This window comes from uncultured Alteromonas sp., from assembly GCF_963976965.1.
GTDB classification, from domain to species: Bacteria; Pseudomonadota; Gammaproteobacteria; order Enterobacterales; family Alteromonadaceae; genus Alteromonas; species Alteromonas naphthalenivorans.
Genome location: NZ_CAXBMP010000020.1, coordinates 1 through 15,836, shown reverse-complemented (window position 1 = coordinate 15,836; position 15,836 = coordinate 1). Strand labels below are relative to the sequence as shown.

Annotated in this window: 14 protein-coding genes; 5 read left to right on the top strand and 9 right to left on the bottom strand. The window is 41.5% G+C overall.

Translation table 11 applies throughout. The features are described 5' to 3' along the window. Positions 1–90 precede the first annotated feature (90 nt). Both AAC006_RS14720 and ybaK read left to right on the top strand, forming a co-directional pair. Complete coding sequence (locus AAC006_RS14720; RefSeq protein ID WP_339891779.1) at positions 91–2,616, top strand: penicillin acylase family protein; 2,526 nt, start codon at positions 91–93, stop codon at positions 2,614–2,616. Between the two features lie 32 nt (positions 2,617–2,648). Then, positions 2,649–3,119, top strand: coding sequence for a Cys-tRNA(Pro) deacylase (gene ybaK / locus AAC006_RS14715; protein WP_339891777.1), 471 nt, complete (start codon positions 2,649–2,651; stop codon positions 3,117–3,119). A gap of 51 nt (positions 3,120–3,170) precedes the next feature. Here ybaK and AAC006_RS14710 read toward each other — a convergent pair whose 3' ends face one another. The 9 genes from AAC006_RS14710 to AAC006_RS14670 form a co-directional block, all read right to left on the bottom strand. After that, positions 3,171–3,449, bottom strand: coding sequence for a type II toxin-antitoxin system RelE/ParE family toxin (locus AAC006_RS14710; RefSeq protein ID WP_339891775.1), 279 nt, complete (start codon positions 3,447–3,449; stop codon positions 3,171–3,173). Further along, positions 3,442–3,663: a hypothetical protein gene (locus AAC006_RS14705; RefSeq protein ID WP_013784548.1), complete on the bottom strand. Its 222-nt coding sequence runs from the start codon at positions 3,661–3,663 to the stop codon at positions 3,442–3,444. Before AAC006_RS14705 ends, AAC006_RS14710 begins: the two co-directional genes overlap by 8 nt. Positions 3,664–3,900: 237 nt before the next feature. Next, the gene (locus AAC006_RS14700) at positions 3,901–4,503 is read right to left on the bottom strand and encodes a hypothetical protein (protein ID WP_339350157.1); all 603 of its coding nucleotides are present in this window, start codon (positions 4,501–4,503) and stop codon (positions 3,901–3,903) included. 117 nt (positions 4,504–4,620) lie between these two features. Then, on the bottom strand, positions 4,621–4,920 hold the full coding sequence (gene ihfA, locus AAC006_RS14695) for an integration host factor subunit alpha (protein ID WP_013784550.1): 300 nt from the start codon (positions 4,918–4,920) through the stop codon (positions 4,621–4,623). Positions 4,921–4,923: 3 nt separating this feature from the next. Then, positions 4,924–7,311 (bottom strand): phenylalanine--tRNA ligase subunit beta, encoded by a 2,388-nt coding sequence (gene pheT / locus AAC006_RS14690; RefSeq protein ID WP_339891773.1) that lies wholly within the window; start codon positions 7,309–7,311, stop codon positions 4,924–4,926. Positions 7,312–7,325: 14 nt separating this feature from the next. Beyond that, positions 7,326–8,306, bottom strand: coding sequence for a phenylalanine--tRNA ligase subunit alpha (gene pheS, locus AAC006_RS14685; protein WP_013784552.1), 981 nt, complete (start codon positions 8,304–8,306; stop codon positions 7,326–7,328). A 420-nt stretch (positions 8,307–8,726) separates the two neighbouring features. Continuing rightward, the gene (locus AAC006_RS14680; protein ID WP_013784553.1) at positions 8,727–9,335 is read right to left on the bottom strand and encodes a hypothetical protein; all 609 of its coding nucleotides are present in this window, start codon (positions 9,333–9,335) and stop codon (positions 8,727–8,729) included. Continuing rightward, positions 9,328–9,879, bottom strand: a complete 552-nt coding sequence (locus AAC006_RS14675) for a hypothetical protein (RefSeq protein ID WP_208804994.1) — start codon at positions 9,877–9,879, stop codon at positions 9,328–9,330. The genes AAC006_RS14680 and AAC006_RS14675 overlap by 8 nt, the downstream gene beginning before the upstream one ends. A 19-nt stretch (positions 9,880–9,898) precedes the next feature. Further along, positions 9,899–11,152, bottom strand: coding sequence for a zinc-dependent metalloprotease family protein (locus AAC006_RS14670; RefSeq protein WP_208804993.1), 1,254 nt, complete (start codon positions 11,150–11,152; stop codon positions 9,899–9,901). A 519-nt stretch (positions 11,153–11,671) separates the two neighbouring features. On the opposite strand from AAC006_RS14670, the gene AAC006_RS14665 reads away from it, so the two are divergent. From AAC006_RS14665 to AAC006_RS14655, 3 genes are all read left to right on the top strand, one after another. After that, complete coding sequence (locus AAC006_RS14665; RefSeq protein ID WP_339891771.1) at positions 11,672–12,451, top strand: hypothetical protein; 780 nt, start codon at positions 11,672–11,674, stop codon at positions 12,449–12,451. Positions 12,452–12,901: 450 nt separating this feature from the next. Next, a complete protein-coding gene (locus AAC006_RS14660) occupies positions 12,902–13,627 on the top strand; it encodes a sulfotransferase family 2 domain-containing protein (RefSeq protein WP_339891769.1) in 726 nt (241 codons plus the stop codon). A 616-nt stretch (positions 13,628–14,243) separates the two neighbouring features. Further along, a complete protein-coding gene (locus AAC006_RS14655) occupies positions 14,244–15,758 on the top strand; it encodes a hypothetical protein (RefSeq protein WP_339891768.1) in 1,515 nt (504 codons plus the stop codon). Positions 15,759–15,836: the final 78 nt, after the last annotated feature.

Sequence of the window (15,836 nt, the reverse complement as noted above, 5' to 3'; positions counted from 1 at the left end):
CCATAGTGTTTCTCGCAAACGTGTCATAAAACATCACTTCAAATTTGTAGATAGTGTGGTTAGGATAGAGAAAAAAATGGAGTAATACACGTGTTAAATTGGATTAAGTGGTTGGTTTTAGGTGCAATTGCCTTAGTCGTTTTAGCACTAGGTGGCGTGTATATGGCGTTGCACCTAAGTTTACCCACATTAGACGGCAATCATGCCACGTCTCGTATTACCGCGCCCGCTACACTCGCCCGCGACAATATGGGCCATGCGGTAATAAATGCACAAGACAAATTCGATGCCGCATATGCCCTAGGCTTTGCCCACGGCCAAGACCGCTTCTTTCAGATGGACTTACAACGAAGAAGTGCATCGGGCCGCTTATCAGAATGGGTAGGCGATGTGGCGCTAGAGATAGATAAAAACGCCCGCTTTCACCAGTTTTCCAAACGCGCTGTAAAAGTTTTCGACAGCCTACCATTAACGCAAAAGCAGTTGCTGGTAAGTTACTCGCATGGCGTAAATGCTGCGCTAGACGAATATACCGTGCCCCCCTTCGAATACATTGCAGCCGGGTTAACGCTATCACCTTGGCAACCCACCGACAGTATTTTGGTGGCCTACAGCATGTATTTAGATTTACAAGGCGGGCAAATTGAAATTGATTTGGCGCGCACCGCACTAAAAGAAACCTACGGCACGCCGTTATATAACTTCATTACCCAGCCCAGCCGCTATCAAGCCGCTTTGGATGGCAGCGAGCTGGCGCTTTATCACGCCGACGTACCGCCTTATCCTTTATTACCAGAGCCTGTATTACCAGAGCCTGTATTACCAGAGCCAGCTTCTTCTGATTCTATCCCGTCTGACTCTAACCCTTCTGACTCTAACCCTTCTGAGTCTAGCCCTTCTGAGCAGGCCCCAAAACCTAGTGACGGCATTGATGATTCGGTCCCCCCAATTACCGCTGAAACTGCACTACAGTCATACAACGCTGAAGAGCTGCCCGATATAGGCAGCAATAACTGGGCGGTTACCGGAAACCTTACGGCAACAGGAAGCGGTTTACTGGCTAACGACATGCACCTAGGTTTGCGTGTACCTATTATTTGGTATCGCACACAGCTGAATTATAAAGACACGCCCCGAGCCCCCGTAAGCGAAGGGTATGATAGCCTTGCTGTATCAGGCATAAACTCATCAGTGGCTAACGTGTCGGTAACAGGGGTGTCACTGCCTGGATTACCTGGCGTAATAGTTGGTACGAACAACAAGGTAGCGTGGGGCTTCACGAATGCCAACCTAGATAACCTTGATTGGATAGCCCTTGCCGACGACACGCCTACCCATATGGTAGATGAAGTCATAGTAAGCAAAGAGGTATCGCAGACCTATACTCTAGCGCTTAGCGAGTACGGCCCTGTAAAACTCGTTAATGGTAAGCGTTACGCATTAAACTGGGTGGCACATCATCCTTTTGCAGTAAACCTTACCATTGTTGATATGGGCACCGCGAATACCGTAGACGATGCTATTGCCGTAGGCAAAGAGATTGCCATTCCTACCCAAAACATGGTGATAGTCGATGATGCTGGCAGCGCAGCATGGTTACCCGGCGGCGCAGTAATGAACAGAGAGCAAGCTTCGTTTACTGCCGTTGACGAAAGTACCGTTGCGCCTATAGCCCCCCCACGCACGACTAACCTTCCGGTAGTAAAAAACCCCAGCAGCAATAGAATATGGACCGCCAATGCGCGGGTAATTTCCGCCAATGATGTACCAAGACTGGGCGATGGTGGTTATGCCCTTGGTGCCAGAGGCCAGCAAATAAGAGATCGCTTATTTGAAAAAGACACCTTTAACGAAAACGACTTTTACGCCATTCAATTAGACAATCACGCGCAGTTTTTGCTTCCGTGGCAGCAGCTGTTATCGGGCTTGTTATTAAACGATAATATTGAATTTAAAGCCGACCTTGCCTATTTACGTAAATGGGGTGAATGCGCGTGTGAAGACTCTGTAGGTTACACTTTAGTAAAGCATTTTCGTAAAGAGGTGGTAAGCCAACTGTTTGGTAAAATACTGTCTAGCATTGATGACCAAGGCGTACAAAGCCGTTCGTTACTTCGCGGCATCGAGCCTGCGGTATGGCAACTCATTCACACTCAGCCCGATAGCTGGCTACCCGAAGGTACTGAATCTTTCGATGATCTACTGGTTGATGCCTATCGCCGCGCCAAACACACGCTATTAGATGAGCACTCCCCTATTGAAGCCAATATGGAAGACTTACGCTGGGGCAGTGTAAATGCACTTACGGTAAAGCATCCGTTTGCGGCGCAAATTCCTTTTGTAGGGCATAAGCTGAATATGGATACTGTTGAAGGCTTTGGAGATACTTATATGCCAGCCGTTCAATCATCGACGTTCGGCGCATCAGAACGCTTTTTTGTTAGCCCAGGGCATTTAGATGACGCCATTCTAACGCTGCCTGGGGCTCAATCAGGCCACCCGCTATCACCCTTTTTTAAAGCGGGCTTTAGCGACTACGCCACACAAGCCGCTACCCCGTTACTGCCAAGTGAACTTATTCACTTACGACAATGGTACCCAAAGGACGAAGGATAAAGGCCAAAGGAAGAAGGAAAAAGGATAACGCGATGACTCCTGCTATTACTCTGTTAAAAAAAAAGCGTATTGCGCATACTATTTTAAAGTACGACCACGACAGTAAGGCGCCCTCTTATGGATTAGAAGCCGCCGATAAGCTAAGTCTTAACCCAGGTGCAGTATTCAAAACCTTGGTGGTGTGCGATGAAACTAATAAATTAGCTGTAGCCCTGGTGCCCGTAAACACCACACTAAGCGAAAAAAAGCTGGCAAAGGTACTTGGGGTTAAAAAAATCACCATGGCACCTAGCGACACCGTGGTTGCCAGTACTGGCTATTTGTTAGGTGGAGTAAGCCCATTAGGGCAGAAAAAACGCCTAGCAACCGTGTTGCATAAAAGCGCTCTAACACACGAAATGATTTACGTAAGTGCAGGTAAGCGGGGTTTAGAACTAGAAATACCCCCGCAATGCATCATTAACTTAACGCAAGCTAAGACTGCCCAGATTGCCGCCGACTAGCAAAGTAAAACAATAAGCTTATTGTTATACGCAATTGGTCAGAATAATTTTTTAACATCGCGGTAAAAGTTTTTCATGAGAGCCAAGTGCTATCAATTCAAGTATTACAGTGCCATCCTCGTAGCTGTAACCAAGTAAGGTTAACTGTTTAACCATCTTGAACTTGTACACGCGAAGAAAGGCTAGGTCGCCTTTTTTTTGCTCTCCTAGTAGAGGATCGTCCATCAGTTCCTTTACAGCTTTATCCAAGTCTTTTTTCTGGTTCTGATGTAACTTCTTTACTGCTCTCTTGAAATTAGCTGTCTGTAAAACACTGGTAATCTTAGCCAAAATCGTAAGGCTCCAACTTTCCTGCCTCTTTTTCCGCTTTGGAAATAATTGCCTGTTTTACGAATTCGTATGGTAAATCAGGATTATCTTCCATCATTTCGCCTATCTTTGCCCAATGCTCAATCTGTTTTGGCATAGTTCGGTTTAATGCTTTTCCCATAATGGTCGCTTTCTCAACTAAATTCTGGTCTAGTCTTACGCTCGCTGTTGCCATAACATGTCTCCTAATAGTTCACCATCACATTGTAGCAATGCGCTACAATTGTAGCAAATTGCGCATAACAAACGCATTAACACTCACTGCGCTCGCTAGGGACAAAAACACGTAGGCTCCCTGCGCTTCGCTTGGTATTTTAGCCTACGTATTTTTGCCCGTTATGCGGGTGTTAATGACATTACGCTTATCGTTTATTTTTTAGGTCTACTTGCTTTGGGTTCAATTTCTTTGGCTTTACTTTTTATTTGATTGGGGCTCATCTATGGTCAGCGACAGCGAATCACCTTCGGCACGTGCCAGCCAGCGCTGTTTAGCTTCGTTCAACGCTGCGTCACTTGGCGGGTTAGTGCCCGACAAAGCTTGTGCCATTTGAACAATAATCGCATCGCGTTTTTCAAGCAACGCTTCGGTACGTTCGAACAAGTCGTACGCCTCTGGGTATTCGTCTTTTAAATTACCCATATCTTCCAGCGCATAATAACGCGCTTCAAATGCTTCGTTAAACAACTGACGCTTAGCGTTAAACACTACATAATCATAGGCTTGCTGCGAATCTAAATATTCAATGTGAGTTTGCGCTAAATGGCCGGCTTCAGCCACTACTTGCGCTTGTTCCATCCACTGATTAATGGCGTCTTTATCGCCGTTTTTAACCGCTTCTTTTACCCCAACTTGCAAATCACTGGCGTGCAGAATTTCCATTAGGGTAATAACCGGAACTTGCGCCGACGCTTGATCGCGCTGATTAGTATCTTCCGCCAAATAAACAAACCAACCCGCAATGGCAAAAACGATACACGTGATAACAGCAACAATAATCAGAAGCGCTTTAGCCACACTTTCCTCCAGACAAAATGAAATGAAACGCAGCAACAAGGTTACTGGTTTTTAATAGGCAATACAAAAAAGAGCGAGTTACCCCGCTCTTTTATCAGTATTGTAACGACCGGTAGATTACTGGTCGATAGGCGAAGAGTTTTCTACGCGACTCTTCAATTTCTGACCCGGGCGGAACGTTACCACTCGGCGCGCTTTAATAGGAATGTCTTCACCGGTTTTAGGGTTCCGGCCCGGACGTTCGTTTTTATCACGCAAGTCGAAGTTGCCAAAACCTGACAGTTTTACTTGCTCACCAGCTTCTAAAGCGCCTTTTATCTCTTCGAAAAAAAGCTCTACCAGATCTTTAGCATCACGCTTGTTAATGCCTAACTTTTCGAATAGGTGTTCAGCCATCTCGGCTTTGGTCAATGCCATAGTTTACTCTCTTAACGCGGCCTCAAACTCAGATTCCAGACCTTTAACCACAGTATCTACAGCCTGCTGAATTTCAGCTTCTTCCAAGGTTTTTTCCGGATCTTGTAAGTGAAGTGACAAAGCAAGGCTCTTGTAACCAGGTTCAATTCCCTTGCCTTTGTACACGTCAAACAAGTTTAAGCCAACTAGTTGATTTACGCCAATTTCTTCTATGTAAGAAAGAATATTTCCTACACTCACTTCATCTTTCACCGTAATAGCGATATCACGGCGGTTCGATGGGAAGCGCGATACAGGCGCGGCAGACGGTAATTTACGTGCGACAACAGCTTCCACTTCAAGCTCGAACACAAATACCCGACCATTAACACCCAACAATTTTGTAAACTGTGGATGTATAGCACCAATATAGCCAACTTCTTCATCATTAAGCAAAATTTTTGCAGTCATACCCGGATGCAACGCACTATGCTTGGCACTTACAAAACTAAACTCACCGGTTTTACCCGTTAAGGCCAGTAATGCCTCTACATCTGCTTTTGCATCAAAGAAATCTACTGGGTTGTCGCCTAAGTCCCAGTGCTCTTCGTTACGACGCCCTGCTACTACACCACCAATAACCTGCTGTTGCAATACACCATTAGGCGTATCTTGTTGAGGAATAAAGCGTAATCCAGTTTCAAACAAACGTACTCTGCCCTGCTGACGCTTTTGGTTGTAAGCCGTTGCACCTAGTAACCCAGGCCACAAGCTAACACGCATCACAGACATGTCTGACGAAATAGGATGCGGCAATACCATGCTTTTCGCATCAGGAAATAGTGCACTTTGAATTTTAGGGTCGACAAACGAATATGTAATCGCTTCATTATAGCCACGGCTCAATAATAACGACTTCATGGTGTTAATCGGCAACACCGCTTCTTGAGAAGGCAACATAGACAATGCAGCGGTTGGCGCAACATGTGGAATGTTGTTATAGCCATACACACGCGCTACTTCTTCTATTAAGTCTTCTTCAATAGCAATGTCGAAACGATAGCTTGGCGCCTTCGCTTCCCAACCTTCATTGGTTTGGACAACGTCTAAACCAAGACGTTCAAGCATTTCAAGCACTTGAGCATCATCAATGGTTATACCCAACACGCGGGCTAAACGATCACGTCGTAATAAAACACTGGCCTGCTTAGGCAATTTGTCTTCTTCACAGGCTTCAACAACCGGCCCTGCTTCACCACCACAAATTTCTAGAATAAGGGCTGTAGCACGCTCCATAGCGTTACGTTGAAGCTGTGAGTCTACGCCACGCTCGTAGCGGTGCGACGCATCGGTATGTAAACCATACTGACGTGCACGGCCCATAATGGCATCGCGGCTGAAGAACGCACTTTCTAGCAAAATATCTTTAGTTTCTGTGTTTACACCTGAATGTAAACCACCAAAAATACCCGCCATAGCAAGGGCTTTGTTGTCGTCGGCAATAACCAAAGTATCGTCGTTAAGCTTAGCTTCGGTTTCATCTAGCAACGTAAGGGTTTCACCCTTATTCGCCATACGCACGTTTACGCTACCTTCAATAGCAGCAAGGTTGAACGCGTGCATAGGTTGGCCAAGCTCTAACAAAATAAAGTTGGTGACATCTACAATAGGGTCGATGCTACGAATACCACAGCGGCGAAGCTTTTCGCTTAACCATAGCGGCGTAGCGGCTGCTACATTAACGTTACGCAGCACACGACCTACATAACGTGGGCACGCTTCGGGCGCGCTTAAGCTAATAGCAATGCTATCGTCAATAGTGGCTGCCACAGGGCTAATAGCCGGCTCGCATACATCTAAGTTATTCAACACGCCTACTTCGCGGGCAATACCACGAATACCCAAGCAGTCTGCTCGGTTAGGGGTTAAATCTACTTCAATAGAGGTATCGTCTAGGTCTAGGTATTCACGAATGTTCGTGCCTACTGGGGCATCGGCTGGCAATTCAATAATGCCATCGTGATCGTCGCTAATGCCTAGCTCAGAAAAACTACACAACATACCCATAGAAGGTTCGCCGCGTAGTTTTGCTTTTTTAATTTTAAAGTTACCAGGCAGTACCGCGCCTACAACAGCAACGGCTACTTTAATGCCTTCACGGCAATTCGGGGCACCGCAAACAATGTCGCGAAGCTCACCGTCACCTACGTTTACTTTAGTAACACGTAATTTATCGGCATTCGGGTGCTGGCCACATTCAACCACCTCACCTACTAATACGCCGCTAAATTCGCCTGCAACAGGTTCAACACCATCAACTTCAAGGCCAGCCATGCTTAACTGTTCAGACAGTTCGTTAGCCGACAAAGCAGGGTTAACCCATTCTCTTAACCACTTTTCACTGAATTTCATGCTTACTCTCTGCCTTAGTTGAACTGTTTAAGGAAACGAAGATCGTTTTCAAAAAACGAACGCAAATCATTCACGCCATAGCGCAACATGGTTAAACGCTCTACGCCCATACCAAAGGCAAAGCCAGTGTATTCTTCAGGGTCGATGTTTACGGCCTTAAGTACATTTGGGTGCACCATTCCGCAACCTAATACTTCTAACCACTGACCGTTTTTACCCATTACATCTACTTCTGCTGAAGGCTCAGTAAACGGGAAGTAAGACGGACGAAAACGCACTTCAAGCGACTCTTCAAAGAAGTGATGCAAGAAGTCGTGCAATATACCTTTAAGGTCGGTAAAGCTAACGTTTTTGTCTACCATCAAGCCTTCAACCTGATGGAACATAGGCGTGTGGGTTTGATCGTAATCGTTACGATAAACGCGCCCAGGTGAAATAATACGTAGCGGCGGCTGTTCAGCTTCCATAGTACGAATTTGAACACCCGATGTTTGGGTACGCAGCATCATGTCTGGATTAAAATAGAAGGTGTCGTGATCGGCACGCGCTGGGTGATTAGCCGGAATGTTCAAGGCATCGAAGTTATGAAAACCATCTTCAATTTCAGGGCCGGTTTTAACCGCAAAACCCAACTCGCCAAAGAACGATTCAATACGCGCAATGGTACGGCTAACCGGATGCAGGTTGCCCGGCGCTTCAGTACGGCCAGGTAACGTTACATCAATGGCTTCTTCAGCAAGCTTCTTGTTTAGCTCTTCACTGCGCAGGGCTTCGCCTTTTGCAGAAATAGCTTGTTGAATTTGCTGTTTGGCCACGTTAATTTTTTGACCAGCCGCTGGGCGCTCTTCGTTAGAAAGCTTCCCAAGCCCTTTAAGTAAGTCGGTAAGTTTACCTTTCTTACCCATGAATTCGACCCTAACTTGGTCTAGTGTGGCTGCATCTTGTGCAGCGTCAATCAGTTCTTTTGCCTGATTGATAATAGCGTCAAGCTCCATGTTTTCCTCAATTGACATGATGACTGGATAACCACGATGCGCTATGCATTGCCCTGTAGTTAGGCTAAATCTTGTAAAAGATTAAATCCGTAAAGGCTAAATATAGTGCGTTAAATTGCGGCTTGCCTGAATAAAGGCGACAGTTTACACGACTGATAGACATAACCGCTACCCTATATGGCTGATATTGGCAGATTTTTGTACCAAGCTAGAATAAAAGTTGTTGAATGCGGGGTTACTTTGGTGGCAAACAAGACTTTAGGTAGTTTTTAGATTGGTTAAATAAAACTAGCTACGTGTTTTAAACGGAGAATAGTGAAGATGGTTCTTTGATACTCTTCTTCACGGAAAAATCAACACCAAATAAAAAGGTTAGTTTCATTGATTCACACTTTAGCTTCGATATTCAACACAGTTAGATTATTTGTGGCGTCTAAGTAAGGCAATCAGGGTTTGTTGTGTTGGCTCACCCTTTCCATCAATTCCTTGTTCAATTTGAAATTTAACCAACGCTTTTTTTATGTCTTCTAGACTTGGTAAAGGATCCTCAATAAAACCCTTGCTCTTTAATTCACCCGCAATCCAATCGATTGTTTCCTCATAAAGCTTTAACTTAGATTGCCCGGGAAACGTTATCATTTTTGAATTTTGTTTAACTCGATTATCACTAAAAGACTTTAATATTGCCTTCACAGCAAACAGAAAACGATGACTCGGATAGGCTCTACAATATTTTGTTACGTACACAAGCAACGTATCGGGTTCTTCGAAACTGACTAAGTCAAAAGTATCTTGCTGGAATTCATTTGAGGCTGAAATATACCCATTCATCCACCCACCAAACTGAAACACGGCTTCAGATTCACCAGCTTGCATTAAGTCCAGATATCTAGAACAAGTACTTGAACCAATTCCCTTAATTGCAAAGCTACCATCTTCATTTGCGGCATTAACATTGAAAATTAAACCAAGATAGAAAATTGACAATACAAAAAACTTAATAATCAATCCCATAAAATTATTAATCACTTGAAATATCTCCGTGTAAATCTATGAGCAAGTCTTTGCCACCAATGCCTAAAAGAACCTCATTTGCCGTGATAAATTTAGGTTCGGTAGATATCCACCCTCCGAAACGCGAGGATTTAAGTGCTTCATCTCTCGCCGCGCCAGCCATGTCGAAAACTGCACCCAGTGTAGTCGACTTTACTTTCCCTAATTGATCAATAATCATTAGTGCATAGTCAGTCTGACGCTTTCGAATCCATTCATCCACAAAAAGGACGACACCGTCATCAGCAACCAAAATGTATCTCGGACCGACATGAATTGGCAGATCTAAGGACCAAACAATTTCCTTTTTACCTTCGACATACCTAAATAACGTTGCAATGGGAAAGATATCTGGCGCAATTTTTTCCGGACGCTGCACTAACACCTTAAAGTTTCTATCCTTAGACCAAACACACCGCTGCTTATCTGGAAGCAGAATGCTATCAGAGGAATACGCCATATTATTAATGCCTGTTAAAAAGAATACAAAAAGAACATTAACTAATATGGCACGAAACATATATATCATACTGAGCAAGCTAAACTTTAGACTTTCGAGAAAAAGCGAGCATTATTCCGAAAACAAAGAGTGTTAGAGTTCCAGGGGTAGGAACGCTTGTTAGTACTGGTGTTCCAGCTACTAAATTTGTACTCCCAGGCGGAAGTTGTCCAGCAGAAACTTGAGGGCCAAATGATATAGGGCTACCAAAAAATGAGTTTAATTGTGAAGGGTCAAGAGAACCGGTGACGAGATCGCTGTCTAGAACCGTTTCCAACGAAAGGCCGATATCGAATTCAAAGCCAAATTTAATACCAACTAATTCTGAAGGGGTTGCACCATATCGATCGATTGCGCTGAAAAGATCTATATCGGAACCGAACGCAAACGAATCGCCAACCGTAAATTTACCCGGCGCAATATCTATTGACATAGACTGACTGCCATTGGTCATGCCGTTAAATACCATATCAGCCAAAGAGACGCCCGTAAAACCACTTGTTCTTAACCCGCTACCAGAGTTTCCAGGCGCATCATTCGTTGTGTCAAAAAAAGCATTAGCGGGAGCTAAATCAATTGTGAATTTAGTTAAGCTAATTCCAGCTGGACCTGTATCAAAACTAATGTCGAAAAAATCATCAGTATTGAAGGGTGTAGAACCTCTTAAATCTACCGTTACTTCTGGTGCATCATTTGTAAACCTGCTAGCTCGAATTTGGTCAATTTGGGCCTGCGTTAGTTGATCTGCCGGAGCATCACGGTTAGAGCCAGTTGTAAGTACATTATCAGCATCACCGGCACCAAAATTGGAATGACCAAGCCCTAAATTATGGCCAATCTCGTGTGCTACAGTATCCGACCTACCTGTGGCCGTAACAGCATCTGAATTGATGACAGCTCCATTCCCATTAATATAAGCTTGTCCAAACAAAGTAGTATTAGGAGCGGAATTGAGTGAGTCGACAAACCAGACATTTAATGTGTTCGCATTACTCGACTGGCCATTCCCCAATAAATTTACGTCAGTTATGCCATTTACAGTAAGGAGGCTAGAATCATTGATTGACTGCGTTGGTAAAAATATTGACGCTACACCAGCTTGCTCATAAATTTCTTGTGTTTTTTGGATAGACAAAGGTGAACTTGCACAGTTCGCACCATTATCATCACATATCTGTATAGGATTGATTAACATAAACTGGTCAATCGGCACACCGTAAACATAATTAGTTGCAGCCCAGAGTACACTGCAAAAAATCAATTTTCTTCCGGTAAAAATTTTAAAGCTAGCCATTAGTCGTCCTTAACTTATTTGATTTAATTTAAAATTTGCAACAGGAATTATCAGCTAGAGCCAACACGTTCTTACTGCAACTTGTCAAAAATCTTGCAAGCTTCGAACCAAAAACCAAACACACTTAATTTTCAATAGCTTATGAAAAAATAGAATTCAAATTGAAAAGATATGTAAATATACTTGACATCTTAATCGCTGCATTGGTTAGTAACATTCTGGTAATTTTCAATAATGTAAATTATAGCCTTCCGTTTTCAAAGCTAACTATCTACTTTATTAAGGCTTTACATTCAGACCGTTATGTCAAAATACGACAACACATGTATTTAAAGAGATGCCAATGCCGTTTTATCCCTTGCCCAGCAGCTAAAAAATACTTATCTGGGTAGTTACCCAAAATTTTAATAGACAATAAAACAAATCAACTGTGCACTTTATATACAGTTCATGCTATCAATATAGACGTACCTAAGCAGTTACAAAATCTTCTTTCATTTTGCGTAAAAAGGAGCTTTTATGCACACCAAGATATTAGCTGTACTCTTATTATTTATTTCCTACAACGCGCATTCTGCGTTCATGCAATTCAATTTCACAGGCTTTGTTTCTAGTGTTGAAAATTATGAAGCCACGTTTTTCGACGAAGCTACTTTACTTGGCCAGCCTGTAAGCGGTTCGTTCACATTAGATCTTTCTAACGAAGTACGAGGCAGACTGGAAACTGGCTGGTACTGGTGGGGGCAAGTGGAAACTGGCTTACCCGTACTAACTTCCCAATTAAACCTGGGGAGTGAAACATACAGCCTTGCCAATCAAGGTATTTACAACGCCTTTGAAGATGACTTCTTTCCTGAAGAGCACATTGAAATGTATAACGGGCCGTATTATGACGGCGGCCCCATTGGTGACGGCGAATATTTTAGCGATTTTGCTAGGTTTACAGAAACAACACCCCAGGGTGAAACAAACTTAACCTACGATTTAAGCATTTATTTTTTCGATTTAATTAATGACTTTCTGGTATTCAGCGAAGAAACTGAACTGTTCGACAAACAGCCCGACTTCTCGCAATCGTTTTTCTGGGAAGATACAGATTTTACTGATGACAACCAACAAGGTTCAGGAACGTTTGACGTATACGAGAGCTTTTATCCTGATGTTGGCGGTTTTGAACGTAATATTGATTCAACGCTAGAATTTACGCTGGCTAGTGTTAGTGCGGTAAGGGTGGATTCGCCAAGTACTTGGGTGTTCTTTAGTGTTATAGCAATCGCATCATGTACAAGAAAGTATTAACTTACTCGAATTAAAAGGCCAATTCTTGAGCCATACTCTCTCGACTATCGGTGATTTCTACAAGTCGATAGCGAGAATATATAGATACGCTGTGCTCAACCTTCTAAAACTACTCAAACTACTCAAACTATAAGAAGTAAAAAAATATGAAATAAAGGGAAGGTATTTATGCGCTACGAGCAACTCCTGTGACTTGTGTCGCTTTATTTCATTTCAACCATGATTGTTTACCTGAGGTTTCGCAGGAGTGGACGTCTTTTTCGTTATTTCCGGCTTTAGCGGGGTATGTTAACGGACTTTTTGTCTGGGAAAATAGTCCATTTAGCTAAACCTATAAAAGAATAATGCTGTTTCACTATTAGACTTAAGTAGATATTAGTTTGATATTTGTATTACTATTTAACTGTGGTTTACCGCAAACTTGGAGAAAATAATGAAGGAATTATGGTTTTGAGAAAAAAAATAAAAAAAGCTATTAAGAATGCCAAGTTGCGATTTGTTGATTTTGATAAACTTAATAAGATGTCAAAACCCAAGTTTCACAATAGCATCACGGATATGTTTACAAAAACAGGGTATTGTTTTGTACATATCCCTAAAAATGGGGGGACATCAGTAGAGTCAATATTATATGACGATAAACGAGTAGGTCATCGTACATCGAAGGAATGGAGCGAGCTGGACCCTAGTGGTTTCAAAGAATGGAAGAAATTCTGTATAATCAGGGACCCTATCGACCGATTTCTTTCGGCTTTCGATTACTTAACAAGTGGTGGAAGAAACCTGATCGACGCAGAAGTGGCCAGACGTTACGTAAGATCTTGTCATAACGTCAACGATTTTATCGAGTCAATGCGCGAAGAAATTGTGCTTGACAACCTACTTAAGTATTTTCATTTTCAACCACAATCGGAGTATATATTATCGGAAGATAACCTGTGTATGGTTGACCGCTTATTATCATTCACGAACTACAATGCTGATCTTGCAGACTTTTTAAATATAGACTCAACCCAAGTAGAGCATAAAAATAAGACAATAGGGGAACGAACCAAACGTGAAGAAATAAATCAACGTAATCTAGATTTCTTGAGTCAGATTTATCAAAAAGATATCAAAATTTTCACGTACAGCGAAACTAAAAGTGACGATGTTTTTGGTGATTTAATAATGTAGAGGGTGTTCTAAAAAACTTTAAAAGTTTTACTAATGATGGTATGGGGATAATGATGTTTGGCTTCTATAGAACGTTTCTAGCTTTAGACGTTATACTTCATCACTTATTGAATATTCCAGTTATAGGGCATAATGCTGTAAACTTCTATTAAAGAGTCAATCGAGCAAAATTCGCACTAAAAACATTAGCGATATAGAATTTAAAACTCAACTTATCACCAATAAGGTGCATTTAACGCAGCTCTCTGGCTTCAAGCACTACTCGAGTTAATAAAAGATTCTTTGTTTCATGGGGATTACGGCTGAATTCATACTCAAATTTAAAGTTGGCAGCAAGCTTGCTTTATATAGTGTTTGTTAAATCGCTTGTAATACTATTTAGCAGTAAAAACGGCAAGTTGGATTTAATGTCGTTGAGACAAACTTGCAAGCAGAGTAAGCTGTGCGAATAATTTATTAAAAGTATCGATTTAGAATCTTCAAGTTTCCAAAAAAACTGACTCAAGGGTAAAATAATCGGCGCACATAAATCTATTAAATTATTTGACCGCATCATCTCTGAGTTAATCAAAAAATAGAAAACACATTAGCTGTACTAGTATATAAGGATATAAAATTGGCTCTTTATTTAGCGATAATAATGCTTTTTTCTTTAGTGTTGATTGCGATAGCCTCTTCTAACTCAAAAATTAGAAGCTCTATTAGCGGTTGCTACGCATCGACGAAATTAGTAGATACTTATAATATAAAAACCAAAAGTGACTATAAGTACCTGTTATTTTTAACGCTTACTTTTCTATTAAGTATTTCTTTAGTCCTTTCTAACTTAAAAGGTTTTTTTATCGACTATGACTCGATGTCGGTTCAGCTAAACTTTTTAATAAAAAATAATATCAGCTTACAGATATGGGAGGGCAGGTTTTTCCCTCTTTCGCACGTAGACAACGCTGTAATTCTTAAGATTTTTGGAAATTTCAACGCGTTAAAAATTTATTTAGTTGCTCATTTGTTAGTTGTAACTGTATTAGCTTTCGTGGCTTTTAATTTTTTAACAGTAAAGCAAAGGGTATTCTTACTTTGCTTATTTTTACTTTGCCCACCAATTGTCAATATTTACTCCTCCCCTATTTATTCAGAAAGAAATATACTGTTGCTATTTTTACTTTCTTTTTATTGGTTGAGAAAAGCAGTTAAATCTGAAAACCGTTATAAAGAAACTCTTTTTATTTTCTTAAGCGTATCGGCAGTTTACCTAACAATATTTTTTAAAGAAACAACCGTACTATTTATCGCGAGCTTTGCAGCATCCAGCCTCTTGTTTAAAGCTATCAAAGTTTATTCAGATAAGCCGGACTGGAAGTTAACGCTATTTAAGAGTATTCATAGCTTAGAAACGCTATATATATTTTCTTGCTTCCTATGGTTTATCGCATTTATTCTTCTTGGGGGAGACGTGAACCCTGACTACGTAGCCAAAAGGGCAGATTATTCTTCATTGGAGCTTATCTTAAATAATATAGCTGAAATTACACTTTTTGTACTCATGTCTATAGTTTTTATCTATCGTAGAAAACCTGACTTTTATAGCTCGTTATACATCGCTACAATACCAATGATGCTGTATAGCGTTTTCTTATATAAAGCTCCTGGCGCTTTCAACATTTATCCTTACTATAATTATCTTTTCTATATATCCATGATAATTTTTGCAAACTCTTTGGTCAGAAAAAAGTTTAGTTTCTACTTTCTAAGTGTGCTTACTATTTTTATAGCTTTAACGGTCAACGGCTTTATTAAATTTTCTTCACAAGTAGATGATAGACAGCATGTCATAGACAGATTAATCGAACTTTCACATGCTCCCGATTTCGCTTTGACTATTGACCTTGAGAGTGAGTGGAAAGAGAAAAACTTAGCAAGGTTTTTAATTTATAAAATTGAAAACATCAAGCTTTATCATTTACATCAAAGTAGTCTATTTTGTAATGATTCTTTACTATATTCAGCTAATAAAACATGTACAGCTGTACCTATTAAGAATACAGACTACTTCTTGACGGATATAGAACAAGATTTACCTGACCGGGAGTTAATTTCAACTAATGAACTTAAATTGTACAGTGGAAGATAATAAAACTTATCCGACTGTAGCCAGCAGGGCAACCGCATGAGTGCTCACTAATTAATCATGCCACTAAAACCCGCAGTT